This window comes from Mariniradius sediminis, assembly GCF_021491425.1.
GTDB lineage: Bacteria > Bacteroidota > Bacteroidia > Cytophagales > Cyclobacteriaceae > Mariniradius > Mariniradius saccharolyticus.
The window spans coordinates 121,316-146,198 of record NZ_JAKEVZ010000006.1; the positions used below are offsets into that span (position 1 = coordinate 121,316).

The window sequence follows — 24,883 nt, forward strand, 5'->3', positions numbered from 1 at the left end:
GAGATTAAACTTTCGGTTCTTGTTGGCTGAGGCAGTGGAAACTTCCCAATCCCCAAATGATATCCAAGGAATCAATGCCAATGACTTTGCGATCCTTGAAACAGGTACTGAGGATATCCAATGCGACCGCATCATTTGGATCACGGAATGTGGGCACAATGACCGCGTGGTTGGCAATGTAGAAATTGGCATAGGAGGCAGGCAGTCGTTGGTCTTCATACACAACGGGGCCCGGCATCGGCAATTCGACGACATTCATTTGCTTGCCGTTCTCCAGCCTCAGCCTGTGAAGAAGGTGCAAATTCTCCTGCAAAACGGCATAATTCTCATCCGACCTATTTTGCTCCACGACGGTGACCACAGTGTCCTCATTCACAAAACGGGTCAAATCATCGATATGCCCGTCTGTGTCGTCTCCGATGATTCCATCCTTTAGCCAAAGGATATTTTCCACTCCGTAGTAGCCACGCAGGTACGACTCAATTTGGTCTTGATTGAGCTGTGGGTTTCTGTTGGGATTGAGCAAGCAGGCTTCCGAGGTCAGGAGTGTGCCTTTCCCGTTGAATTCCACCGAACCGCCTTCCATGATAATACCCGGTTGGAAGCAGGGTAAATTTCGGAATTCCGCGATTTTAATGGGAATCAGGTTGTCAAGGTCGTAGGGAGGATATTTATCTCCCCATGCATTGTACTTCCATTTGACCAACACTTTCTTTTTGGCTGCATTCGGATTGATCAAAAAGGCGGGGCCGTGGTCCCGGCACCACGCATCATTGGTAGGGAAAAAGTGGAAAAAGACCTTGGACAGATCTGCACCGGCGTTTTCCAAATGCCCCAAAGCAAATGATTTCATGGCTTCATCGGCCACGTTGATATGGACTTCCTCACCGACCGCGACCTGCTTGATAAACTCCGAATACGGACCAAAAACGGTATCGATCTTTCCGGGCCAAGAAGCCTCTTTGTGCGGCCAACTCAGCCAGGTAGCTGCATGCGGGGCAAACTCTGCCGGGAAAAAATATCCCAACTCCTTGGGTGTAATATTTCCGCTATCCGCCATTTCGAAGATATTCTTTGGCTGCAAATTAGTCTTCATCAATGAACCGCTTCAAAATGGGTGAATACGAATCAATTCGCCTGTCACGAAGAAACGGCCAATGTGTGCGGTACCTGTCGGAATTGTCCATGTCTAGCTCCTGCACATGGATTGTCTCCTTCTCGTGGTCAGCCTGGAAAAGAACCCTTCCGAAAGCATTTGTCACGAAGGAACCACCCCAGAATTTCATATCTCCTTCAAATCCAACCCTATTCACAGAAACTACAGGAACGCCATTAGCAACGGCGTGGGATCTTTGGATGGTTTGCCAAGCTTGGTATTGTTCTGAATTTGTGGCTTCATCCTGGGCAATGTTCCATCCGATTGCAGTGGGGTAAAAAAGCATTTCGGCACCCATCAGCGAAGTGATTCTTGCCGCCTCCGGATACCATTGGTCCCAGCAAATCAATACACCAATGGTGGCAAACTTGGTCTTGAAAACCTTGTAACCCATATCTCCCGGTGTGAAATAAAACTTCTCATAATAGCCGGGATCGTCCGGAATATGCATTTTTCGGTACTTGCCGAGGTAAGAACCATCGGCGTCCAATACCGCGGTGGTGTTGTGGTATAGGCCTTCCGCTCTTTTTTCAAACAAGGACGCTACAATTACCACACCCAATTCCTTTGCCAAAGGGGCAAGCGCATCGGTCGATGGTCCGGGAATACTCTCGGCCAATTTGAAGTTGTCGTGGTCTTCGACATCACAGAAATAGAGCGAGCGAAAAAGCTCTTGGAGGCAGACGATTTGTGCACCTTTGGCGGCTGCCTCTCGGATTCCGGAAATCGCTTTGGACATGTTCTCAGCCAAGTTTGACGAACACGAGGTCTGTACCAGTCCTACTTTGACGGTTCTTTTTCCCACTTTATCCAAGGTTTAAAGTTTGACAGTGTTTGAAGGGCACAAAATTAGCCCATTATTTATGAAAAATCAGTTCAATATCAATTTTTGAAAAAAACATAACAGTCCCGGGTAGACTTTTGCCGCCAGGCAAAAGATCAGTCCTTTCCTTCAATCCATTGTTCCAATAACCGATTGACCTCTGCAGGCTTTTCGATGCAGCTGCTATGTCCAGCACCCGGAATAAGGTGCAGCACCGCGTTTGGGATGGACATTTGGATAAATTTGGCCTTTTCAGGTTTGGTGGCCACATCCTCGTCTCCGACCACGACCATCGTAGGACAGGTAATGTTCTGAAGTTCTTTTTCAAGACCTTTTCGATAGATCACTCCTTCCACTGGACCTGTAATCGATCGTCTGTTAGACTTGAGCTCATTTTTCCAAAACTCGATTTCCTTTTGATTTTTGGGATTCCTCAACCAACTCTCCGCAAACATGATCGGCATGACTTGGCTTGCTATTGGCCCGAGTACCCCGACCCACTTCACCAATCCGTTTAGCATTTTGTATTTGGGTAGGTTTTCGACTGGCTCGGCGTTGGCAGAAGTCTCCAACAAAACCAGACTCTTGATCAAATCGGGGCGACGCGCCGCAAGACGCATGCCCACAAATCCACCCATTGACAAGCCAACAAAATGGACTGGTCCGTCGCATACTTCCATTATCAGGGCAGCTGCATCCTCATACAGCGTATCCATGTCAAAAGGGCCTCTGACCTCACTTTGCCCCTGTCCACGATGGTCGTAGGCAATGATTCGATGTTTTTTCCGTAAGTGCTGGACTTGGGCACGAAACATCTTATGGCTCCAAAGCAAACCATGGGAAAACACAATGGTCTCCTTTCCGCTACCGGATTCCTCAAAATACAAATTGACGCCGTTGGCTTGAATGTGTGGCATGTGTGACGTTTTGTACTGAAGGCTAACGACTCAATCGCTCATTTTGTTGGATCCAAAAAGCGCGCACCATGATCTTCTAGTATTCCAATCCGGGCTGGGTCAACCGTGCATTTTCTCTGGCCTTGTGTTGGTCCACGATTGTCTTTACGTCCTGAAGCAGCTTTTTCGCGTCGTATACAATGCCATCTTTCACGGTGTATTTGACGCCACCGACACGGATGGGTTCATTTTGATCGTTGATCCGAATTGCGCCAGTGCCATAGAGGACTTTTAGGTTTTGGATCGGATTTTCTTCCAAAATAACAAAATCTGCCAGCTTCCCGACTTCTACCGAACCTATCTCTTTGTCCATTCCCAGGGCTTCGGCCGCATGCAAGGTTGACGCACGGATCACCTCCAATGGATGAAATCCGGCTTCCCGCAACAATTCCATTTCCCGGATATAGGCAAAGCCGTAGAGTTGGTAGATAAACCCGGAATCTGATCCGGTGGTCACACGCCCTCCACGATTCTTGTACTCATTGACAAAGGTCATCCAAAGGCGATAATTCTCCTTCCACTGGATTTCTTCCTCGGTCGTCCAGTCAAACCAATAGGATCCGTGGGATTCACGGGAGGGTTTGTAATACCTCCAAAGGGAAGGCAATGTATACTGTTCATGCCATTCGGCACGGCGCGCGCGCATCAGGTCGCGGTTGGCTTCGTAGATATTGAAGGTCGGGTCAATGGTGAAATCCAGGGCGAGCAACTCGTCCATGACCTTGTTCCAATGCTCAGAATAAGGCGGCGCGGCTTGCTTCCAGAGTTTACCCGCTTCACCAAAACGATGCTGTTCATTTTGGTAGTTGTAATCCAAACGGTAATCCTGCACGGTCCTGTCCGCAAACAGCGCCTCTGGCAAGCCATACCAATGTTCCATGGTAGTCAATCCGGCACGTGCCGAATGCAGTACGTTCCACCTGGCCACGTCCATCTGGGCATGGTGCATGGCCGAGCGAAGACCGATTTTTTTGTTTTCCTCCAGGGCGGCCTGCATCACCTCGGGCTTGGCTCCAAAGAACTTGATGCCGTCGCCTCCTTTAGCTTTGTTATCGTTGACCCATGCGCGGGCTTCAGCAGCGTTGGTAATCGGCTTGGTCGCCCCTTGACCAAAAACCGTATACGCCAACAGACGCGGGGCCGTGATTTGGTTGGCCAAGGACTTCCTCTTATGGTCAAGGACCCAAGATAGACCATTGCCAGCGGCCGGGTCCCTGACTGTGGTGATGCCATGCGACATCCAAAGTTTGAAGACATATTCCGCCGGGGTGCCTTGCCCCGTTCCGCCAATATGTCCGTGCATATCGATAAATCCGGGCAAAAGGAAATGCCCCTCCAAATCCAAAACCTTGTCATTTGGCCCTGCTATCGGGCGGCCCTGTTCTTTGATCGGCAAGCCGGGATATCCGACGACCTTAATTTCGGTGATTTTGTTGCGCTGGACCACGATGTCAACGGGCCCAATCGGCGGCGCTCCAGTGCCGTCGATCATGGTTACGCCGCGTATGATCAATTTATCATACGGCCCCTCTCCTTCTTTTCTGTCCGGAGCGGGCATGATTTGGGAGTAAGATTGGAACGGCAAAGCAAATAATGCCAATAAAAGCCAAAGCAGGTTCTTCTTCATAGCGGACTGGTGGTTTTTCATGAAAATAGATTTTTTCAGACCAATAAAAAAACCGCTTGTCTATTTGCCGTTGGTTTAAGCCCAATTCGCTTATTCCTAGATCCTTAATTGGTAAACAGACAAGTCCAATCCCTGTTTCGCTCGAAACACTGTTCGCTTCGAGGTTGGACATTAAATCGATAAAGTATAAGAAAAAAACTCCTAGATCATGGGTATTTACCAATTCAATCTCCCCCAAGTCGCAGCCTCAATCCCATGCTTGCACGCAAATAAACATCGTCAACGTAATAAAAAGGCGTGCCTTCCATAAAAATCCCAAAGCCTCTAAAAGAAGTGATTGGCTTAAATGTCAGGCCCAAAGGAATCCCGATACTGGCATTACCATCATAGCCGACCATGATTCCACCATGGATATTGTACCAATCCGATTGGTGGAAATTCCTATTGAAAATACCCTCGGCACCAAAATTACGAAACACGCGATCTGGAGCTACGAGCCGCAGCTCCCCAAAATTCTTCTTCTCATTGTCTGTTCCGAAACCGATTTGCGGCCAATAGCCATTGTAATAGACGCCGACATGCACCTGCGCCTTTGCTGAAGCAGATGCGAAGATCAGCACAAAAACGATCATTAATCTTTTAACTCCCATGACTAATCACTTATTGATGCGGCAATATGGGATTTCTTTCGTTTTGGTCAAAAAAAATTCTCAGCGCAAAATCTCCATGGGGGGCATCTTGATGATTTTGCGGCCATTGAGCCAACCAAGCACGATCGTCAGGGCAGTAATTCCCACGTACACAATCAGGGCTTCTTCATAAGCTCCTCGAAACGGCAATTCAAACACGAATTTGCTCAACAGCCAAGTCGCCAAGAAGGAAAGCAATATCCCGCTCAAAGAAGCCAAAGTACCGAGGAAGAAATACTCCAAGGTATTGATCCTGCTGACAGTCCCGCTTCCCGCCCCCAAAGTACGTAGAAGGATACTCTCCCGCATCCGTTGGTATTTGCTGATGATGAGGGAACTGATCAAGACCAAAACCCCAGTGATGATGCTGAAAAAGGCCATAAACTGGATCACAAAACTGATTTTGTCCAGAATCTCCTCCAATGTCTCCACAATCATGCCGAGGTTGATCACCGAAATATTGGGAAACTCCCGCACCACTTCGGCTTGTACATCGGCAGCTTGTCGGTCGTTTTTGGTCTTGGTAATGATGACATGGAACTTCGGCGCGTTGTTCAGCACATTGTCCGGGAACAACACGAGAAAATTAGTGGAAACTTGGTTGAACTTGACATCGCGGAAGCTTCCCACATAGGTTTTGATCGGGCGTCCCTGTACGTTGAACACAATTACATCCCCCATTTTGATACCCGTGCGGCTGGCATAGCCTTGGTCAAGGGAGACGAAAATACTATCGCCAGGCTGTTCGACTTTCCTCAATTTTCCCTCCAAAAGGCGCTCTGAAGCAATCAGGCTATCGCGGTAGGTCACCCGAAACTCACGATTATAAAGTCCCCGTGACCGCCTTTCCGCTTCGGGAAGCGTGTCATTTCCCTTTTTGGTCAAGCCATTGATCGACTCCAGCGCCATTGTCACGATCGGCACTTGCTGCATAATCGGCAGTCCTTTTTGCGTGATACGCTCGGAGACCGCTTCAACTTGGGCAGTCTGTATGTCGAAGAAAAGCATGTTGGGCTGATCATCCTTGTCCGCAAATTTGGCCTCATCCAACAATTGGTTTTGGACAAAAAACAATGTGCTGATCATGGCGGTGCCCAATCCAATCGTCGCAATCAGCGAGACGGTTTGGTTGTTGGGACGGTACAGATTTGCAAGTGACTGACGAACGGGATAGGAAAGTGAAATTGGCAGGAACCTCCTGATGAGCCACATTATCCCCAATGCCACTGCCCAAAGTGCGAGGAACGCAACTACGACAAAGCCCGTGAATCCAAGTGCCTCCTGCCATCTATTGAGGAGAAAGAAACTGAAGCCAAAAACAAACAACAAGATTCCCAAAACGACGAGCCACCTTAATCCATCCTTTGCAAAGCTGCTTTCATTTTCCTCTGGTCTCAAGGTAGCCATCGGGGAAACCCTCCTGATTTTCAGCAAAGGCAACAAGGCAAACAGCACAGAAACCAAAAGCCCCGTGATGAGCCCAAAACCGATGCTTTGCCAAGATATTCCAACGGTAACTTCCACCGGAAGAAAATCCGCAAACACTGTCGGAAGTATGAATTGAAGGACAGTGCCCAAAATCGCCCCAAGTACAGCCCCCGCCAATCCCATCAGAATAATCTGCACCAAATAAATCCGCATTGCCGCCCAAGAAGAAACTCCCAAGCAACGGAGAACGGCTACCGAAGGAAGCTTTTCCTTCACAAAAACATTGACGGCACTCGCTACGCCCACACAGCCCAGCAAAAGCGCAATGAATGCCACAAGGCTAAGGAAGTTGGAAAGGTTTTGAAAAGATCTTCCGGTTTGTCTTTTTCTATCCTCCACGGAGTCGGCGTCGATTTTCTCCTCTTCCCATTTTTCCTCATAGGTCTTGGAAAGTTCGTCCGGGTTTACCGTTTCAGGCAATTGGTAATAGCGCTCGTAATTCAGTCGGCTGCCGTATTGGACCAAGCCAGTTTCCTGCAAGAATGCCATTGGAATGTAAACGGCAGGCGCCACCGTGGCGGCAATCCCAGTCTGGCCAGGCACTTTTTGTAGCTCACCCTCGATCACAAACGTCAGGTTGCCCACTTTGATGCTGTCACCCACTTCGGCGTTGAACTGTGCCATGAGCAGCTTTTCGACGAGGGCTTTTCTACCGCCATCCCGGAACGTCGCCTCGGCATTTTCCGGGATGGTTTCAAGTTTTCCATAAAAGGGAAATCCACCTTCCAGAGCCCGAACTTGGGTCAGCCGGCTGGCGCCTGTCTCGGGGAATGCCACCATCGATGCAAAATTTACCTCTTCTGCGGTTTGGATAGCCAAGGTATCGGTAGGCTGTTCACCCAAGGGCTGGTTTTTCTCCAAAACCAAATCCGCCCCAAGCAATTCCTTGGACTGCTGGTCGATGTCTTTTTTGAGGTTTTCACCAAAGCTGCTGATCGCTACCAAGGCCGCGATGCCCACCACCATGGATGAAACAAACAATAAGAGGCGCGAGAAATTCTTCCGAATATCCCGAATCGCCATGGTCAGGATCCAGGAAAAATCAGCCATGGATGTCTTCTTGGATTTTGCCGCCCTTGATGCGAATGATGCGATTGGTTCGTTTGGCAAGTTCAGGGTCGTGCGTCACGAGGACGAGCGTCGTCCCTTTTTCCTTGTTCATATCAAAAATCAAGTTTTCGATCATGTCGCCAGTTTCGGTGTCCAAGTTGCCGGTAGGTTCATCCGCAAAGAGGATCTTTGGCTCGTTGGCAAAAGCCCGGGCAATCGACACACGCTGCTGTTCACCACCGGAAAGCTGGCTGGGATAATGGGTGATACGATCACCAAGGCCTACCTGCTCAAGCAAGGCCTTAGCTTTTTCTTTGGCGTCTTTTCTTTTTTTCAGTTCCAAGGGTACCATCACATTCTCCAGGGCAGTGAGGGTCGGCAAAAGTTGGAAGTTTTGGAAAATAAAACCCACGTGCTGGTTTCGGACGGCGGCACGTTGGTCCTCGGAAAGCTTCTCAAAAGCCTGTCCATTGAGTACGACAGAGCCCGTGGAAGCAGAATCCAAACCGGCACAAAGGCCGAGCAAAGTGGTCTTCCCACTGCCGGAGGGCCCGACGATCGCGATGCTTTCACCTTCGGGAATATCGAAATTGACCTGGTCCAAGACGGTGAGCTTTCGGTTGCCGCTTTGGTAGGTTTTGGAAACGTTTTTTACGCTGAGGATGGACATGATTGATTGGATAGGCGTAATTGTGTTCGTATTTGCGTTTTATAAATAGATAAAGGATCGAATAAATCAAACCGAAGGATCGCTTATTTAGCGATTTTTCTTCTTATGGGTTTGATTATTTTGATGGATGAAGATTCTGATATGACCAAAGACAATTCCAAGAGCTTTATTGAAGTATTTTCATGTAACATCCTAACATTTATAAAGGTTAAAGATACAGGAAATCCAAGCGCCCAAACTAAGATCCAGAAAAATTGTACATTTGATTAAAGTTGCCTTAATGAAATACATCGAACGAATTACAATCGACCCTGAAATTTGTCACGGCACGCCTTGTATACGGGGGATGCGGTGGCCCGATTCTGTTTTGTTGGATCTTTTGGGCTCAGGAATGAGCTTTGAAGAGATTATATTCGACCATCCAGAATTGGAAGCAGAAGATATCCTGGCGGCAACGCTATTTCAAGGAAAACATAATTCAAATCGAACGTACAATACAAATTCTTAAACGTATCTTGATTTCTATGAAAATTCAGCGCTCAGTAATTTTACTTGCGACTTTTTTAATCCTCCTAAGCTGCACCTCCTCCAAAAAAGAAGAAAACAAATCCGAAGTGACGGAAGAGTCCTCCCAAACACTTAAACCAAAAAAACTCATCCTCTTCTTCGGCAATAGCCTCACGGCAGGCTATGGGATCGAACTGGAAGAAGCATTTCCGGGCTTGACCGCGCAGCGAATCGACAGCTTGGGATTGGAATACCGAGTCATCAATGCAGGATTGAGCGGAGAGACCACAGCAAGCGGGCTGAGTAGACTGGAGTGGTTTCTGGAAGAAGAACCCGCGATCTTTGTACTAGAGCTCGGCGCCAATGATGGCCTGCGCGGCATCACGCCTGACGAAACGAAGAAAAACCTGAAAGGGATCGTTCAACTTGTCAAATCAAAATACCCATCTACCCGTATCCTTTTGGCAGGTATGCAGATTCCACCAAATATGGGCCAGGAGTTTGCCGGTGCATTTCGGGCTGTCTTCCCTGAAGTCGCACAGGAGGAAAACGTGACCTTGATACCATTTTTGCTAGAGGGTGTGGCGGGCGACCCCGACCTCAATCTTCCCGACGGCATCCATCCCACCGAAGCCGGGCATAAAATCGTTTTTGAGACGATTTGGCCATATTTGGAACGAGAAATGGAAAAATGAGTGTGCGCTTTTCCAAATCTCCAAACTTTGGAAAAGCTACCTCCCCCTTCCAAAGTGGGCCATCATCAGAATAGAACCCGCGGTGCCGTCCATCGTGGGTTCATTGGTACTGTAGTCGCCGACATCATCGTGGTAGGTTACGTGCTCATTTTGGACTGAGGCAAACTCATCCGGATCCCACAGTGTCAGTCCAAGTAGCTTGTTGTAGATAGAGGTGTACACAGGCCCGTCGACCAATCCCCCCGGCACCTCCATTCCCAACAACACGTAGGGCGCGGTATGGACTGAAACCGGGTATTCCCCGCCCGTCGGCATACCAGTAAACATCGAGGTACCCCAAGGATTTTTTCCAAACAACCAATCCCGCTGCGCGGCCAAAAACGGCTCAAACTGCTTATCTCCCGACATTTTTTCGTACAAAATCACCTGCGTCACCAAGCTGGTAAGCAGGTTGTTGCTGCACCAAATGAAGGGCACGCCAATATGGAATGGATTCTTTTCTGCCCGCTGTAGGGTATGTCGAATACCATCGAGGTAGTAGCCTTCGAGCACCTTTTGGAAATCCGCATCTACTTCCGAATGGAGCGCAAAATGCCCCATATTGATAAAGGGATACAGTTGGTAGTGTGAAGCCGAATCCCGGACAGTCCATGAGTCGGCGGTGTTGCTTTGCAGCGCATAGGCCTTGGCTTGCGAGAGGTACTTGGGTTCCTTGGTCAGTTTATAAAGCTCCGCAGCAGCCCACTCCATATCATCTGCCCAGGTTTCTTCATTGTACCGATAGGGCGCACCATAGGAATTGCCTTGTTGGTATCCTTCCTTTTTTCGGCCAAGTTCATACAGGGAAATGGCCGTGCGCCTGCATTGCGCTGAGAAAGCCGGGTCCTGCAGTTGTTCCTCCCATATCCTTGCCGCAATCGCCATCGCTGCAGCGCTTCTTCCCGCCAAGTTGGCGACGCCGGTGGCTTCGCTTTGGTACTTGTTCAAACCCTGTGGCTTTCCCGTGGCAAAATAGGCCGCCCGATAGGAATTTTCTCCCCAGCCATAATCCGCGTTGTCCTTGTTGGGAATCTTGAAACCTCGATGGTCTCGGTCGTCGGCGATTTGGTGGAAGAGTCGGTCGGGCTCGGGATGCATCTTATGAAGCCAATCAAGGCCCCACTTCGCCTCGTCCAGCACATCGGGAATACCGTTTCCGCCGGGTTGCCCAAGTGCGTTGACTTGGTCGTCAAACTGCTCCGGATAAAGCTCAAAGGCCTTCAGCATATGGGCAGTGGCATAACTCGACGTAATGAGGTATTTGAGTTGGTCGCCCGCATCATGCCAGCCACCACTCAGGTCCACATAGGTGCTGTCCCGCATCGGACCAAAAAAAGATCGACCGTCCTTTGGATGGCAAACCATATCCAAGGTAGGATTGTAACCGCAGCGCTGTTGGCGCATAAATTCCAGCAGTTGCTCCTGATAGCCCGTGTAGGCTTTTGGGGTAATTTTGAAGGTCTTGGTGCCTATACCCGACTTCTTTCCTTTGATTAGAAAATCTCCTGAGTGCCTCACAGACGAAAAATCCAACTCCCAATACATAAACCCACCCCAATTGTTCTTTTGAAGGCGTTGGGGCTTGATTTCCAACACGGTTTTTCCAGATGCTACATCTACGAGCAGAAAGTTTTCCCTGACCTGTTCCTTTGAGAATACTACCGCCTTTTTCGTGTCACCCGGCAGATAGCCGATTTGGTTGAAACGGATGTGCATTTTGCCTGTTTCTGCTGAGGCGGCAGTAATGAAAAAAAACAAAACCCCCAGTAGGTGTGGGAAAATTTTCGAAATCATTGACAGAGCTGTTTTTGAGATGGAAAAGGAATATAATACCAAAACCACGTAGAACCAATCCATCTATCAAATTGAATGAACTGTGCGCGAATTTTTCTCTAGATTTATACAGCTTGTGAATCCTTTCCCAAAATTCAACCATGAAAAAACTGACCCCCCTATTCTGCCTTTTGGTATTTACCAGCCTTGCCTTCGCCCAGACGCCATCCCTAAAGAAATCACCACCGCTTTCTGAAGGTACTCCCCAATCAGTGGGCATTTCACCTGACAGGTTGAAAAAGTTGGATGCCATGCTCGAGGAGTCGATGAAAAACGACGAGAATCCGGGTTTGGTGGCCTTGGTCGTACGAAACGGCAAGATCGTCTATCACACGGCAAAAGGATTTGCGGACGTGGAAGCAGGCAAGCCAATGTCAAAAGATGCCATATTCCGCATTGCTTCACAGACCAAGGCGATCACCTCCACAGCAGTGATGATGCTTTGGGAAGAAGGAAAATTCAGGTTGGACGATCCGATCTCCAAGTTCATACCCGAATTCAAAAATCCGCAGGTGCTGCAGAATTTCCGGTACGGGGATACTTCCTACACCACTGTTGCGGCCAGTAAAGAAATCACCATCCGCCATTTGATGACGCATACTTCGGGCTTGGGCTACGGTGTGATCGACGGGGACGAACGGATGAGGATGATTTATCACAAAGCAGGGATTGTGGATCTGTATTCCACCGCAAACATCAGCATTGAGGAAAATGTCAAAAAGCTCGCAAAACTACCCCTCCACCACAACCCGGGTGAAAAATATACTTATTCCGAAGGCTTGGACGTGCTTGGCTATTTGATCGAAATCGTCTCGGGGATGCCTTTTGATGAGTTTTTGAGAAAAAGACTCTTCGATCCGCTCGGGATGCAGGATACTTGGTTTTACCTGCCTGAGGCAAAAGCCGACAGACTCGTCAAGGTCCATCGAAAAGTCAACGGCAAATGGGAAAATTTCCCGGTCACATTTTACGATCCGCAATACCCCGTGAAAGGAGCCAAGCGCTTCTTCTCGGGAGGTGCAGGCTTGTCGAGTACCGCCAAGGACTATGCGACCTTTCTTCAGATGTACCTCAACGGCGGCGAACTCAACGGCGTCCGGATCCTCAGCCGAACGACCATTGAGACCATGATGCAAAACCAAGTCGGCAGCCTTTGGGGCGGAGGCAAGCATTATGGATTGGCGTTTGGTGTGGTGAATGAAAAAGGCCTCGCAGAAGGCGGTATCGGCGGCGAGGGAACCTTCGATTGGGGCGGCTACTTCAATACCCAGTATTTTGCTGATCCAGAGGAAAAAATCATAGGCGTCATCATGAAGCAAACAAGCCAAACGTCCGGTGACCAAACCGGCTGGAAGTTCAGGCAGATGGTGTTTACGCTGGTGGATGATTGAGATTTTGGCAAAAATCACCCCCCCTGCCGAATCCTGTAATTCAAGGTAAGGTTGATTTGGCGGCGCATGTTGAGAAAGTTGCCGACGGTATAGAAGCCCTCGCCTTCGACCACGTAGCGGTCCCGACGGGAATTGAGTACGTCGATGACGTTGAGAACGAGGGTTCCCCGTCGTTTGAACACATCCTTACTGCCCGAAATATCCATAAAGAAGATTCCCTTTCGCTCGCCTTGGGCTGTTTTTTGGCGGGCCTGATAATTGGCCCTGAACTGGACTTGGTACCCATTGGCGAAGTTGAATCGGGAGGAATACCGCGCATACCAAGAATAGGTCGTGGCAGTGAAACTGTCCTGGATGTTGCTGCCGTCAATCGTGGCGTAGAAGAAGTTGGCGTTGATATCCATTTTCCACCAAGTATGTGGCGCATAGTCAGCTGTAAACTCCAAACCAAATGAATTCTCCGAATTGATGTTTTCCGGACGAATCAGGGCATTTCCTTCTCCATCTACCGATCTGATACGCTCGATCTTATCGGTGGTATACCTATAAAAGACCGTGGAAAACAGCGTCCCCTTTTCAAAGTATTTGATATGCCCCATTTCCAAAGCATCCGTAAACTCCGGATCCAAGTCCGGATTGCCGCTGAAGAAATTCCGGGCATCGGAAAAAGTCATAAACGGGCTGAGGTCATTGTACAGCGGCCTTTTCACTCTCCGCGCATAGCTAAACTGCAGGGCATTCTCCTGGCTGAATTTGTAAGTCAGGTGTGCTGTTGGGAAAAGGTTGAAATACTCCCGCGGGTTCTGCTCATCGGTTTTGACGAGGGTGGTTTTGACATCTGTGAATTCTCCACGGAGACCGGCTTGGTAGCCCAATTTTTTGCTTTTGTTGGCCAAAATGCCATAGACCGCATGGATGTTTTCACGGTAAAGAAAAATGTTTTCCAAACCAGGGATCGGGTTGAAATCTCCGTTTTCGTCCTGTTCGCTGACGACAAAGTCATTTTCCATGTTCCGGAAACTGCTTCGCAAACCAGTCTCGAATTTTCCTTCCTTGGCAATGGGTTTTTCGTAATCGACTTGGATCAAGTATTGTTTTTCGAACTCATCGTTGATCGAAGTCTGGACAAGTGCTTTTTCGGGATCCAAAATGCCTTCGGGCGAGAACGTATTTTGGGTAAACAATTGATCGGAGTTTTCCCAATAATCCAAATACGTAAACACGGTGGTCAACTCATGCCCTTTCTCACCAAAACTCCGCTTGTAGGTAACCAAGGTCTCTGAATTGGGCTCCTTTTCCTTCTCATCCTGCCTCCTTAGCGTAAAGCTGTCCAAATTATCGACGCTTCCGATGAAATCCTCATAGCGAATATCCGTAATCCGATGGGCATCGCTTCTTCGCAGTAGATAAGAAGCCGTCAAGACGTTGTTGTCATTGAAAAAATAGTCCAATCCTGCACGGACATTGTTGTCGAGGGAATTGACGTAGCCCTCAGTATACTGCTTCGAAATCAGAAGCGTGTCGCCTCCAAAGGCTTCTTGATAGAGCGTTCCTTCCCTCGGGAGTTTTCGCCTTGCGATACCATAGTTGACAAACCAGTTGATTTTGCGGTGACGGTAGTTGAGGTTGGCAGCAAGGCCTACATTCGTTGGCGTGCCGAGAATCCCTTCGATTGATCCATTAAAGCCCTGCCGATGTTCTTTCTTCAAAATGATGTTGATCACGCCCGCCGTTCCCTCTGCTTCATAGCGTGCGGATGGGTTGGTGATGACCTCGACTCGTTCGACCATGCTGGCCGGCAACTGTTGTAAACCGCGGCTTCCCTTGAAGCTCACGAGTCCGGATGGTTTCCCATCGACCAAAATCCGCACGTTGTCAGAACCACGCAATCGGACATTTCCTTGTGTATCGACAGAAACGGATGGCAAGTTGGTCAGCAAATCCGCTGTGGTGCGGCCGGCATTCGCCAAATCCTCGCCGACGTTGAATATCCTTTTGTCCAGGGAAAGCTCCATCAGTGGTTTATCACCTTCAATAACTACTTCCTGAAGATTTGAAGTATTGGTTTGGAGGCGGATATCGCCCAAAGTTTGGACTGGTTTTTCTTTGGATAAGGAGAATTCACCCACCTTATACGGCTCATAACCCATAAACTCCACCTGCGCATAGTAATCGCCAAACGGCAAATCCACTGCAAATTTTCCCTCTGCATCTGTCACCGTCCCTTCGACCAACACCCCTTCTCCTTTAAAAATGGCCACGGTCGCAAAGGCCAAAGGCTGATTGGACCCATCATCCCAAACCCGACCGGTGACTTTCCCCTGCTGTGCGAAGGCGAATCCTGAGACGCAGAGCATGAGCGCCAACAAAATCATACAATTGATCTTGATGGAAAAAAGGATGCGAGGCTGAATCAATCTAAGCACAGGGAAATGACAATAGGTTTGACGATGGTGTTCAATATGCCCCGGACAAAAAGCCGCAGGGACAAAATCAGTCTAATTTATTCTATTGATAATCAAGGCTTATCAAAATTTTGATCAATGGATGATTTCCATCACCACATAAGCGATTCCTTCCTTTTCGAAAACATGGGCGGTTTCGACCATCCCAAACCTTCTGTAAAATCCAGCCTTTTCGGCGCGGGCATTGCACCAAATCCGTTTGGTTCCTTTTTGCCTTAGATTCTCCAACACAAATGCCAAAAGCTCCGATCCATAGCCTTTTCCCTGCTCTTTTGCCAAGGTTGCAAATTTCCTGAATTGGGCTTCTGACCCATTTTCAAAAACAGATATCACCGAAACACATTCATCCTCGACCATCAGCCCCCAATGTGTGCCATCGAGGTCATCGGCGACTTTCACAAAATCCAAGGGATGATTGGGCCACATGACCTCATGGCGAATTTGCAATACCAGCTCGAGTGATACTTGCTCGATTTTCATTTCAGCGATTTTGATTGAACTGCCTTCAGCCACTGTTCGCGGATCGTTTTCACGGCTTGGGGTGCCTCGGATGCCATATCGCCCCAATTGTTTTCCAAGGAAATCCCACCCTGGTATCCCGCATCCTGCAAGGCTTTGAAATAGGGCACAAAGTCCTCGTCGTGTATTCCAGGAGCCGCACGACCTTCACGCTCCGCAATATGGACATGCTTGATCAGGCTGCCGTATTGTTGGATACTTTCTGGGCCTTCATTTTCGGTTTTCATATGGTACAGATCCGCCAAAAGACGGAAATTGGGATGGTTCACTTCTTGGACCATTTTGCCGGCTTCGGCGAGTGTGGTGATGAAATTGCACTCTTTGGAATTAAGGGATTCCAGGACCAAAACAACCTGGTGTTTTGCCGCCAATGGCGCCAAGCGGACGCACAGTTCCCGCATTTGTTCCCAAGCTTTTTCGTAGGAAAAACCGTCGGGAATCCTTCGCGAACCTCCACTTCCGAATACTACCATGCCCACACCACGTTTCTTTGCCCGTCTGAAAACGATTTCCGCATATTCCAAAATACCCTCGTGATCGGCCTCCGTGCCCACCGACTTCAATTTTCCCGGAAGGAAGTAAATCAGGGCCTGTACGGGCATGGCGGGTTTGGGCGCCACAGCCAACAAACTATCAAACTGGGCTTCCGACAAATCCATTTGAAGGAAATTGGGAACCCCTTCCTCAGCGAAGACAAAACCGGCGTCTTTGAGCAAGTTGGCGTCTTTGAGCCCATTACAGGCACCGATTGGTGGTATTTTTGTTGGTTGTTGGGCAATTAGGGGATTGGCGAAAAGCAAGAGGAAGGCCAGTTCAAGCACCGAAAACCAAGACATCTGAAAACCTATCTTTTGCATCATTTTCCCCCATTTCATAACATGAGTTCCAAAATGCCATAAAACACCGATGGACAGACCAAACACCCAAGGCCTGTGTAAAACGTGGCAGTAACCGCCCCATAGGGAACCAACTCGGGGTCCGTCGCAGCCAATCCTGCAGCTACTCCACTTGAGGTCCCCATCAATCCACCAAAAGCCATGGCTGCCTGCGGATTGTCGAGGCCAATTCGCTTGGCCACCAAAGGCGTCAGGATCGTCACCGTGATGGTCTTGAACAAGCCGGTACCTATACTCAGCGCAATCACCTCCGAACTTGCTCCAATCGCCGCACCCGTCACCGGTCCGATGATATAAGTACAGGCCCCCGCCCCGATCGTGCAAAGACTCACCACATCCCGATATCCCCAGGCGAATGCGATGATCACACCCAAAACAAAAAACAGGCTTATCCCCAATACGAGCGAAATGAATCCGAGCCAACCGGACTTTTTCACCAGCAGAAAACTGGCGCCATACGCGGTTGCCACGATGGTAAAATCCCGAAACATAGCGCCGCCGAAAAATCCAAGGCCGCTGAAAAACTTGACATCTGCCAGTCCCTTTTCACCATTACCCCAAACACCTCCCCAATAGCCCAACAAAAGTGCCAAGAAGATAGCTACGGCAGAACCTGGGATTTTGGACTTGAGGAATTTCTTGCTGAAAAACTCCGAACCTAGTGTCAAAACACCAACAATAAGGAATGCGAAAACCAATCCGTTTTTTGCGATCAATCCTTCAAACAGCTCCATATCAATCTGTCTTAAAGCGACGAAGCATATGAGGAAAAACAGCGAAACAGATCGCCACCGGAATGAAACCAGCCAAGACAGCCAAAAGTCCGCTCGAAACCGCTCCTTTTACATTGAGCGAAGCCGCCATTGCGATCACAACCGGGATGTACATTTTGCCCCAAAAATCTATGCCTGCATCCATATCCTTTTTCATCCATCCTTCCCGCAGAAACCAGTCCTTGAGCAGCATGAGGATGATCATCGCGAAGCCGACGCCGCCGACGTTGGCATCTATGCCAAGCAGAGCCCCGAGCGCCTCGCCCATCCATTGGCCCAAAAGAAACGACAATGCCAACAAGGCTACACCGTAGATGATCATTTTTGAAAGAGTTTTTTGAGTTCGTTTTTGGTGACTTTGCCCATGGCATTGCGGGGAAGTTCGGACAAAATCCTGTATTGTCGCGGGGTCTTGTAGGCGGGCATTTTTTCCCTCATCCAGACGTTGAGCGCCTTTAAATCCAAGCCTGCATCAGCGATCACGGCTGCTGCGACCAACTCACCCCATTCCTCATCCGGGACGCCTACGACGGCACAGTCCTTGACTTCGGGGTGTGTGCGTAGGATTTCCTCGATTTCGAGGGCAGAGATCTTGTAGCCGCCTGATTTGATAATATCAATAGAGTCTCGACCCAAAATCCTGAAATACCCATCCTCGACGACTGCGATATCGCCAGTCTTGAACCAGCCGTCAGGCGAGAAGGACTTGCTCGTCGCCTCTGGCTTTCCCCAGTATTCCTTGAAGACCGACGGGCCTTTTACTTGGATTTCTCCAGGTTGGTCTTGGGTTTCCCTATCGCGCTCGTCACAGATCCTTACATCAACCCCCGGAAGCGGCATCCCGATATAGCCCGCCCTGCGCTGTCCGTGCAATGGATTGCTAATGGCCATCCCGATTTCGGTCATGCCGTAGCGCTCAAGAAGGTAATGGCCGGAGATAGCCTGCCACTTTTCCATGACAGAAACAGGCAATGCTGCCGAACCGGAAACCATCAACCTGAATTTGGCCAGACAATCGGATATCGATTTTCTCCCGGTATCATCCAAGGTCTCGATATATGAAATCAACTTGAAATAAATCGTCGGCACGGCCATAAACACGTTGACACTTCCTTCCATAAAGACCTGAAACACACGCGCTGCATCAAAGGGATTGAGAAATTGGACGGTTGCTCCCGACCAAAGCGCACAGGAAACCACATTGATGATTCCGTGTACATGGTGGAGTGGAAGCAGGCAAAGCGTGTGGTCCCGCTCTGTCCATTCCCAAGCCTGCACCAGCGTGCTGATTTGGCTTTGGATATTGGCATGGGTGGTGAGGACACCCTTTGGAAGGCTTGTCGTGCCTGATGTGTACAAAATCATGGCGCCACGGTCCAAACCGATCTCGGGTAATTTCACATCAGCCGCCTGCGGGACTTCGGAAATCTCTACCATCCTAATCCGTTCCGTCGTTTCAAAGGGAACCAGGATTTCGGCATACTCGGGACCGTAGACGATTGTTTGTGCATCCGTATCCTCAACCACGTACTGTAGAGAGGGAAAAGGATAAGTGATGCACAAGGGAACCGCAATGCCTCCTGCCCGCCAAATTCCCCATTGAACCGACACATAATCAAACCCAGGCGAAACCATGAAAGCAACCGGCGCTTGGTGAAGGTCGGTCTTTCCATTCAACAAATACGAGGCTACTTCCGCGCTTTTCCGCAACAAATCGCCGTAAGTATAAGAACCTTGGCTGTCGATTACAGCGATTTTGTCAGGTAGCCGAAAGGCATTTTCAAAGAGTTGGAGCATTATATCGCCAAAACGCGGCAGTTTGAAGTTATTTTGATAGAATCGTTACAGACCGTTTCAAATATGGCGAATTTGCCACAATTCCGATAAAGATTTCCTCGGATGGAAGATCCGTCGATGTTTGAATTGCTACAATCGCAACGAAGGGTCAAGTATTTACATTTTTTTCGTAGAATTACGATTTTTTCGTAGTTATTCTAAAATACTTGTTTTACCTTGGCAGCATGGAAACACTTACCGTACAAGAAGAACAGTTGATGCAATTGATTTGGAAGCTTGAAAGGGCCCTGATTCGGGATATCCTCAACGAACTCCCAGAGCCAAAGCCTCCCTACACTACACTGGCCTCCAATATCAAAAACCTGGAGAAAAAGGGATTTTTGGGAAAAAAGGCCTACGGCAATACGTTTGAGTATTTTCCCTTGGTCAGCCAGGGCGCGTACGGCAAGAGGTCTTTCCACCAAGTGATCCAAAACTATTTCAACGGCTCCATGGCCAACGTCCTTTCGTTTATGGTCAAGGAAAAAGGGATTTCCCAAAAGGAAATCGAAGAACTTCAAAAACTGATCGACAACAATTTTAAGGAAGAAGCCTGATGGAAAATTTGTTCAACAACCTATTGGAAGGTAGCATTATACTCCTTGTCCTGTACGGGTTTTACAAGCTGATGCTTTCCCGACTGACATTTTTCTCATGGAACAGGAGCTACCTTGTTTCAATGCTTTTGGCAGCGGCCATTTTGCCGTTCCTGTCTTTCGACTGGGGGCCAACATCTTCCGAGCTGCTCGGCTACCAACTCCCGGCGGTCACCATTGGAGAGGAAAGTGTGCAAAAAAACGAATGGTCCACTTGGCAAATCCTTTCGATGTTTTACTTGGCAGGCACCGTTTTGTTTGCAAGCAAACTGCTTTGGGCCTTTGCCCGTACCATGGTGCTGATCAATCGTGCCAAGGTCGATACCTTCCGGGGAAAAAGAATCCATATCCATCCGGCCTTTTCCCCCGCTTCTTTTTTCGGATTTATCCTTTTACCGTCTATTCCTGAAGATGAGGAGCAGGCAAACACAATCGTGCTGCATGAATCCATCCATGCTGCAAAGGGGCACAGCATCGACCTGATCATCTTCCAAATCGTCCGCTGCATGTATTGGTTTTTTCCTTGGATGTCGCGCATCGAAGCTGATTTGAGGGAAATCCACGAATTCGAAGCTGACCAAGCCGTGCTACATATCAAGGCACCGAAGGCCTACGCCCAGATGCTGCTCAATCTTCTGTATGAGGAAAACGAACACCTGCTCTTGAACAATTTCAACCAGTTTCTCACCAAAAAACGCATCCTGATGATGACCCAAGCCAAATCCAAATTGATTCAGAAACTACGGTTTCTACCTGCGTTGCCATTGATTGGACTACTTTTCATAGCGATAGCATGTGAAGAAAGTCAAGAAGCCATTGAACCCGCCGCCGTCGAAACCGGTACTGTTTTGGAGGCCAATGAAGTATTTGACGTTGTGGAAGAGTCACCGACGTTTCCCGGAGGCATGGAAGCTTGGGGGAAATTCATGATGGAAAACCTCGAATATCCTGCTTTGGCAAAGCGAATGGGCGTAGAGGGCACCGTTTATTTGGTCTTTGAAATAAGAACCGACGGCTCTGTACAAAACGTAGAAATCCTCCGGGGTATCGGCGCGGGTTGCGACGAGGAAGCCATGAGGGTGGTCAAAAAGTCACCAAACTGGATCCCTGGCAAGCAGCGTGGCCGCAAGGTAAACGTCCGCATGCGTCTACCGGTGCGGTTTAAATTGGGCGAAAACACGGTTTCCGAAAATCGAAACCTGATCCCCGACAGGAAGTTTTTCCCGAGCAATAGACAATTGTTGGACTTGAATTCAAAGAGACCGATTAATCCATTAGACGAATGTTAATCCAAAATAAAATCCCATCTATGAAAACCAAACTAATTATTACCGCGCTTTTGACAGCAGCGATGTTTTACGCGTTCCCATCAACAGCCCAGGAAACTGCTAAATCAAAGGAAACCGTCCAACAACAAGTAGATGAAATGCCGGTTCCCCCCGGAGGCATGGAAGGTTGGATCAACTATTTCAAGAACAACCTCAAATACCCTGAAACAGCGAAAAAGAACGGTGTTGAAGGGATGGTGATGCTCAGCTTTATTGTCAAAAAAGATGGGTCGGTATCTAATGTTCAGGTATTGAGAGGAATAGGCAGCGGTTGCGACGAAGAGGCAGTGCGACTGCTAACCAATAGTGAGAAATGGACTCCCGGGAAAAAAGAAAACAAACCCGTCGACGTGGAGATGAAGCTGCCGGTGCAGTTCAAGCTCTAGGTCAAGGCAATAATCAACTTGAAACTATCACAGTGAAAAACCACAGTCGGCAAGGGCTGTGGTTTTTTGATTGTGCGACTTCTTTGGCAGGAAAAAAACGCAAAAGAGGATTGCCTACTCAAGAAACTAGACGTAATTCATTGATTTTCAGAAAAAACCATTAAAAAAGAACACACACCTTGTAATAAAGTAGGGGATATTATAGCTATTTTTTGTCACAAAGTAGGGGTAATTATCAGCCTTCCTTGTCACAAAGTATGGGCAAATCGACCAAAGGTTTTTAAAAGACTAGAAATAAAACTCCCTCCATTGGCTCCAATTCCTATCTCGAGAACCATCCAATAACTCGATAACGGCATTCAGCTTGGAGACAGCAGGCATTCGGGGCCATTCACTTCCAGCCTACTCTTGACTTTAAAAATATATTGAACTTTCATTTCTTCTCTAAACCACAAGCTTTATCCAAAGTGATGGTAGAATAAAAAATTTTATCCCTTCCTATAATATTTGATTTCCTTAACGCGCCAATTACTTTCTTCTTTTTCAATCAGAACTAATGTAGAGGTACCAGTTTTTTGAAAACCACCATCTTTCCAAATGGTAATGTAGTAAAAACCAAGAGTAAAGTTGTCGTTGAAGCTTACTCTACTAATTTCTGGTCTAAACTTAAATTTTTCATTGAAATAATTCTCCTCAAAATCTAATGATTCAATTTTGTATTTTTCATTTAAGTTAAGACTATTGTAACCGATAAATCTTGAGTTAAGTGTTGCAAAGTTCTTTGTGGTAGTCAAATCAAAGTAAATGAAATCATTTGTGTCATGGATATTAATTAACCAATCATTTTTCTCAACTACTTCAGGCAACGAAATCAAATAACCATCAAATTCTACAATGTGAATAATACTACATTTGTTTTCTACAAGCTCCTTGAAAATCAACTCCGACAAACTATCATCTTCATTAAGCGGAATTGTATCATAGAAAGCACTTAATTCATCTTCAACCCACTTACAATAGTTTGAAAAATAAAACGATTCAAATACCTCTGGAAGAGTATTTGAAAGTGAAGTAATTTCCTCATTTTCATAAACATAATTACCTTTACAACTAAGTAAAAGTATCATTTTTAAAATAATGAGTATTCTCGGTATCAACTTTTTAAAGGGTTTTCTACAAACTGTTTATCAATTCCCAATAACTCATCCCACCACTTCCAACAAATAGAAACCATAAGGTTGGAACATCAGGTGCTCATGGTCTTCGCCGATGGAGATTGTATGCCCAGTCCAATGATCCAGGAGTTTGCCGGATGTACAGCCTTTCTCCCTAAAGGCATGCCAGCTCAATACCGTGTGGTAATGGCTAAAATTAAAAAGCCCGAAAAACTGTTGCCCTTCCGTACGACGTACAAATCCGGCAATATGGGTATTGTGCGGACTCATCCATTCTATATTCTGAAAATCAGAAATCACAGCCAATTGCTTCCTGATTTGGATAAGCATGTGGGTGTAGCTGAACAGCTTTTGCTCGATGGTGCCAAGCGTTTTTCTCTTTTCCACTTTTTCCCAATCTATCATTGGTCTATGTAGCCAACGATTGTCATAGCTCTTACCCGGGTCATCCGCATAGCTGTAATCGTTGATATAGCCAACCTCGTCGCCATAGTACAACATCGGCATTCCTCCCAGAAAAAACGTATGCGCCTGCATCATCACGATCTTTTGGATAGAGAGATCTTTGCCTGTCTCATCGTTTGACTCCAACGCTTTTTCCAATCCACAAAGTGATGCAAGTGTCCCCGAAATCCGCGCGTCGCCCGTTCTTGGATTGACAGAAAAAAGCGCTCCCTTGGATGGGCTGCCGGGAAATCTACCCGAAAAGTACTCCATCAGATACTTCCTGTGGTGGTACGGATCTTTGTCGGCTTCCATGATGCTGCGATCCTCGTAGCCCAGGCCGATATCATCATGGCAACGGGTGTAGTTGATCCAAGATGTTCCGTAGGGCTTTTTCAAAATATCGCTTTGCGCAGCCAGCATCACTTTTGTATCGCCCGTGGCCAGCATATCCCATTGCAAGGCCATATGCGTGGCATTGTATGCGAAATCACATTCCATTGCCCGGAACTCTCCAGTTCCGAAGTATTTGATGATCTCTTTTGGTGCAACAATCGCCTCTCCCAATATCGCCATTCCAGGTGTGGAAATCAGGACCGCTTGTTTGATCAACTGCAATATGGTATGCACTTGGGGAAGGTTTTGGGAACTCGTGCCCGTTTCCTTCCAGATAAACGCCGGCGCATCGATGCGGAGCAGATCGACTCCCAAGTTGGCGTAGAAAAAGATATTGTCCAGCATTTCCCTCAGGACGATCGGGTTCATGTAGTTCAAGTCCCACTGGTAATTGTGGAAAACGGTCATGACCCATTTTTGGCATTCCTCGACCCAAGTGAAGTTTCCCGGCGCTGCATCCGGAAAGATCTCGGGCATCATGGTCTCGTATTGGTTGGGAATCCATCGATTCTCATACATGTAGTAGAAATCCTGGTAGTAACCATCGCCTTGCTTAGCCTTTTCCGCCCATTCGTGTCGGTGCGACGTATGGTTGAGCACTATATCCAGCATCAGGTACATCCCCTTCCCTTGCATTTCTTTCCGCAGCGCGAGCAAATCCTTCAAGCCACCAAACCTCGGATCGATCTTTCTGAAGTTTGATACCGCATAGCCACCATCGCTCTCCCCTTGTGGGCTCTCAAACAATGGCATCAAGTGCAGCAAGTTCACCCCCAGTTCCTCCAGGTATTCCAATTTGTGGGACATCTTCTTCAAGTCCCCCGCAAACCGATCCACGTACAGGCTCATGCCGACCAGTTCATTGCTCAAAAACCATGATCCCTTTGCGGACTTTTCAGCATCTCTTTTTTTCAGGTCCGCTCCTCGGGAAATGTAAGCTTCCACGATAACCCCGACGAGGCTGCCAAAGATTTCATCTTTCTGGGGATGGGAATGGTACAGACTGAAATAGAGTTTGGCCAAAAGTGGGATGCCCGCCTCCAATTTGGCTACAAACCCCTGGTCCTTAGCCTTGGGAGAAAACCCGTGATCTTCGAATGCTTTATTGATCGTATCAGTCAGAAATGGGTCGAGTGACATTGGGA

22 protein-coding genes are annotated in these 24,883 nt (G+C 48.0%); 6 read left to right on the forward strand and 16 right to left on the reverse strand.

Features of this window, described 5'->3' with window-relative positions; all coding sequences use genetic code 11:
• Window positions 1-4: 4 nt before the first annotated feature.
• From L0U89_RS09335 to L0U89_RS09365, 7 genes are all read right to left on the reverse strand, one after another.
• A complete protein-coding gene (locus tag L0U89_RS09335; RefSeq protein ID WP_234861266.1) occupies window positions 5-1,096 on the reverse strand; it encodes an agmatine deiminase family protein in 1,092 nt (363 codons plus the stop codon).
• A complete protein-coding gene (locus tag L0U89_RS09340; RefSeq protein WP_008627513.1) occupies window positions 1,086-1,970 on the reverse strand; it encodes a carbon-nitrogen hydrolase in 885 nt (294 codons plus the stop codon). The genes L0U89_RS09335 and L0U89_RS09340 overlap by 11 nt, the downstream gene beginning before the upstream one ends.
• 125 nt (window positions 1,971-2,095) lie before the next feature.
• On the reverse strand, window positions 2,096-2,896 hold the full coding sequence (locus L0U89_RS09345) for an alpha/beta fold hydrolase (RefSeq protein ID WP_234861267.1): 801 nt from the start codon (window positions 2,894-2,896) through the stop codon (window positions 2,096-2,098).
• 76 nt (window positions 2,897-2,972) lie between these two features.
• Window positions 2,973-4,583: an amidohydrolase family protein gene (locus L0U89_RS09350; protein ID WP_439651553.1), complete on the reverse strand. Its 1,611-nt coding sequence runs from the start codon at window positions 4,581-4,583 to the stop codon at window positions 2,973-2,975.
• 203 nt (window positions 4,584-4,786) lie between these two features.
• Complete coding sequence (locus L0U89_RS09355; RefSeq protein ID WP_234861268.1) at window positions 4,787-5,212, reverse strand: hypothetical protein; 426 nt, start codon at window positions 5,210-5,212, stop codon at window positions 4,787-4,789.
• Window positions 5,213-5,272: 60 nt separating this feature from the next.
• Window positions 5,273-7,789, reverse strand: coding sequence for an ABC transporter permease (locus L0U89_RS09360; RefSeq protein WP_234861269.1), 2,517 nt, complete (start codon window positions 7,787-7,789; stop codon window positions 5,273-5,275).
• Window positions 7,782-8,459 (reverse strand): ABC transporter ATP-binding protein, encoded by a 678-nt coding sequence (locus L0U89_RS09365; protein WP_008627517.1) that lies wholly within the window; start codon window positions 8,457-8,459, stop codon window positions 7,782-7,784. The genes L0U89_RS09360 and L0U89_RS09365 overlap by 8 nt, the downstream gene beginning before the upstream one ends.
• Before the next feature lie 280 nt (window positions 8,460-8,739).
• On the opposite strand from L0U89_RS09365, the gene L0U89_RS09370 reads away from it, so the two are divergent.
• Both L0U89_RS09370 and L0U89_RS09375 read left to right on the forward strand, forming a co-directional pair.
• Window positions 8,740-8,967: a DUF433 domain-containing protein gene (locus L0U89_RS09370; RefSeq protein WP_234861270.1), complete on the forward strand. Its 228-nt coding sequence runs from the start codon at window positions 8,740-8,742 to the stop codon at window positions 8,965-8,967.
• Between the two features lie 16 nt (window positions 8,968-8,983).
• Window positions 8,984-9,661, forward strand: coding sequence for an arylesterase (locus L0U89_RS09375; protein ID WP_234861271.1), 678 nt, complete (start codon window positions 8,984-8,986; stop codon window positions 9,659-9,661).
• Window positions 9,662-9,697: 36 nt separating this feature from the next.
• Here L0U89_RS09375 and L0U89_RS09380 read toward each other — a convergent pair whose 3' ends face one another.
• A complete protein-coding gene (locus tag L0U89_RS09380; protein ID WP_234861398.1) occupies window positions 9,698-11,416 on the reverse strand; it encodes a glycoside hydrolase family 9 protein in 1,719 nt (572 codons plus the stop codon).
• A 218-nt stretch (window positions 11,417-11,634) separates the two neighbouring features.
• On the opposite strand from L0U89_RS09380, the gene L0U89_RS09385 reads away from it, so the two are divergent.
• On the forward strand, window positions 11,635-12,924 hold the full coding sequence (locus L0U89_RS09385) for a serine hydrolase domain-containing protein (RefSeq protein ID WP_234861272.1): 1,290 nt from the start codon (window positions 11,635-11,637) through the stop codon (window positions 12,922-12,924).
• A gap of 14 nt (window positions 12,925-12,938) precedes the next feature.
• On the opposite strand, the gene L0U89_RS09390 is transcribed toward L0U89_RS09385, so the two are convergent.
• From L0U89_RS09390 to L0U89_RS09415, 6 genes are all read right to left on the reverse strand, one after another.
• A complete protein-coding gene (locus L0U89_RS09390; protein WP_234861273.1) occupies window positions 12,939-15,299 on the reverse strand; it encodes a TonB-dependent receptor in 2,361 nt (786 codons plus the stop codon).
• Between the two features lie 165 nt (window positions 15,300-15,464).
• On the reverse strand, window positions 15,465-15,869 hold the full coding sequence (locus L0U89_RS09395; protein WP_234861274.1) for a GNAT family N-acetyltransferase: 405 nt from the start codon (window positions 15,867-15,869) through the stop codon (window positions 15,465-15,467).
• The gene (locus L0U89_RS09400) at window positions 15,866-16,768 is read right to left on the reverse strand and encodes a sugar phosphate isomerase/epimerase family protein (RefSeq protein WP_234861275.1); all 903 of its coding nucleotides are present in this window, start codon (window positions 16,766-16,768) and stop codon (window positions 15,866-15,868) included. The genes L0U89_RS09395 and L0U89_RS09400 overlap by 4 nt, the downstream gene beginning before the upstream one ends.
• Window positions 16,769-16,779: 11 nt before the next feature.
• On the reverse strand, window positions 16,780-17,538 hold the full coding sequence (gene madM, locus L0U89_RS09405; protein WP_234861276.1) for a malonate transporter subunit MadM: 759 nt from the start codon (window positions 17,536-17,538) through the stop codon (window positions 16,780-16,782).
• A 1-nt stretch (window position 17,539) separates the two neighbouring features.
• A complete protein-coding gene (madL, locus tag L0U89_RS09410) occupies window positions 17,540-17,899 on the reverse strand; it encodes a malonate transporter subunit MadL (protein ID WP_234861277.1) in 360 nt (119 codons plus the stop codon).
• A complete protein-coding gene (locus L0U89_RS09415; protein WP_234861278.1) occupies window positions 17,896-19,374 on the reverse strand; it encodes an acyl-CoA synthetase in 1,479 nt (492 codons plus the stop codon). The genes madL and L0U89_RS09415 overlap by 4 nt, the downstream gene beginning before the upstream one ends.
• 224 nt (window positions 19,375-19,598) lie before the next feature.
• Between L0U89_RS09415 and L0U89_RS09420 the strand changes: the two genes are divergently transcribed.
• The 3 genes from L0U89_RS09420 to L0U89_RS09430 are packed head-to-tail and all read left to right on the forward strand — an operon-like array spanning window position 19,599 to window position 21,723.
• Window positions 19,599-19,970 (forward strand): BlaI/MecI/CopY family transcriptional regulator, encoded by a 372-nt coding sequence (locus tag L0U89_RS09420; protein WP_040480340.1) that lies wholly within the window; start codon window positions 19,599-19,601, stop codon window positions 19,968-19,970.
• The gene (locus tag L0U89_RS09425) at window positions 19,970-21,298 is read left to right on the forward strand and encodes a TonB family protein (RefSeq protein ID WP_234861279.1); all 1,329 of its coding nucleotides are present in this window, start codon (window positions 19,970-19,972) and stop codon (window positions 21,296-21,298) included. The genes L0U89_RS09420 and L0U89_RS09425 overlap by 1 nt, the downstream gene beginning before the upstream one ends.
• 20 nt (window positions 21,299-21,318) lie before the next feature.
• Complete coding sequence (locus L0U89_RS09430; protein ID WP_234861280.1) at window positions 21,319-21,723, forward strand: energy transducer TonB; 405 nt, start codon at window positions 21,319-21,321, stop codon at window positions 21,721-21,723.
• A 488-nt stretch (window positions 21,724-22,211) separates the two neighbouring features.
• On the opposite strand, the gene L0U89_RS09435 is transcribed toward L0U89_RS09430, so the two are convergent.
• Both L0U89_RS09435 and L0U89_RS09440 read right to left on the reverse strand, forming a co-directional pair.
• Window positions 22,212-22,880, reverse strand: coding sequence for a hypothetical protein (locus L0U89_RS09435; RefSeq protein ID WP_234861281.1), 669 nt, complete (start codon window positions 22,878-22,880; stop codon window positions 22,212-22,214).
• 45 nt (window positions 22,881-22,925) lie between these two features.
• Entirely contained in the window at window positions 22,926-24,878 is a 1,953-nt protein-coding gene (locus tag L0U89_RS09440; protein ID WP_234861282.1) for an amylosucrase, read from the reverse strand.
• Window positions 24,879-24,883 lie beyond the last annotated feature (5 nt).

Excerpts from the sequence above, each read along its gene's own strand:
- L0U89_RS09335 (WP_234861266.1), bottom strand. The coding sequence starts at position 1,096 with ATGAAGACTAATTTGCAGCCAAAGAATATCTTCGAAATGGCGGATAGC.
- L0U89_RS09345 (WP_234861267.1), bottom strand. The coding sequence starts at position 2,896 with ATGCCACACATTCAAGCCAACGGCGTCAATTTGTATTTTGAGGAATCC.
- L0U89_RS09350 (WP_439651553.1), bottom strand. The coding sequence starts at position 4,583 with ATGAAAAACCACCAGTCCGCTATGAAGAAGAACCTGCTTTGGCTTTTA.
- L0U89_RS09355 (WP_234861268.1), bottom strand. The coding sequence starts at position 5,212 with ATGGGAGTTAAAAGATTAATGATCGTTTTTGTGCTGATCTTCGCATCT.
- L0U89_RS09360 (WP_234861269.1), bottom strand. The coding sequence starts at position 7,789 with ATGGCTGATTTTTCCTGGATCCTGACCATGGCGATTCGGGATATTCGG.
- L0U89_RS09365 (WP_008627517.1), bottom strand. The coding sequence starts at position 8,459 with ATGTCCATCCTCAGCGTAAAAAACGTTTCCAAAACCTACCAAAGCGGC.
- L0U89_RS09370 (WP_234861270.1), top strand. The coding sequence starts at position 8,740 with ATGAAATACATCGAACGAATTACAATCGACCCTGAAATTTGTCACGGC.
- L0U89_RS09375 (WP_234861271.1), top strand. The coding sequence starts at position 8,984 with ATGAAAATTCAGCGCTCAGTAATTTTACTTGCGACTTTTTTAATCCTC.
- L0U89_RS09380 (WP_234861398.1), bottom strand. The coding sequence starts at position 11,416 with ATGCACATCCGTTTCAACCAAATCGGCTATCTGCCGGGTGACACGAAA.
- L0U89_RS09385 (WP_234861272.1), top strand. The coding sequence starts at position 11,635 with ATGAAAAAACTGACCCCCCTATTCTGCCTTTTGGTATTTACCAGCCTT.
- L0U89_RS09390 (WP_234861273.1), bottom strand. The coding sequence starts at position 15,299 with ATGATTTTGTTGGCGCTCATGCTCTGCGTCTCAGGATTCGCCTTCGCA.
- L0U89_RS09395 (WP_234861274.1), bottom strand. The coding sequence starts at position 15,869 with ATGAAAATCGAGCAAGTATCACTCGAGCTGGTATTGCAAATTCGCCAT.
- L0U89_RS09400 (WP_234861275.1), bottom strand. The coding sequence starts at position 16,768 with ATGATGCAAAAGATAGGTTTTCAGATGTCTTGGTTTTCGGTGCTTGAA.
- madM (WP_234861276.1), bottom strand. The coding sequence starts at position 17,538 with ATGGAGCTGTTTGAAGGATTGATCGCAAAAAACGGATTGGTTTTCGCA.
- madL (WP_234861277.1), bottom strand. The coding sequence starts at position 17,899 with ATGATCATCTACGGTGTAGCCTTGTTGGCATTGTCGTTTCTTTTGGGC.
- L0U89_RS09415 (WP_234861278.1), bottom strand. The coding sequence starts at position 19,374 with ATGCTCCAACTCTTTGAAAATGCCTTTCGGCTACCTGACAAAATCGCT.
- L0U89_RS09420 (WP_040480340.1), top strand. The coding sequence starts at position 19,599 with ATGGAAACACTTACCGTACAAGAAGAACAGTTGATGCAATTGATTTGG.
- L0U89_RS09425 (WP_234861279.1), top strand. The coding sequence starts at position 19,970 with ATGGAAAATTTGTTCAACAACCTATTGGAAGGTAGCATTATACTCCTT.
- L0U89_RS09430 (WP_234861280.1), top strand. The coding sequence starts at position 21,319 with ATGAAAACCAAACTAATTATTACCGCGCTTTTGACAGCAGCGATGTTT.
- L0U89_RS09440 (WP_234861282.1), bottom strand. The coding sequence starts at position 24,878 with ATGTCACTCGACCCATTTCTGACTGATACGATCAATAAAGCATTCGAA.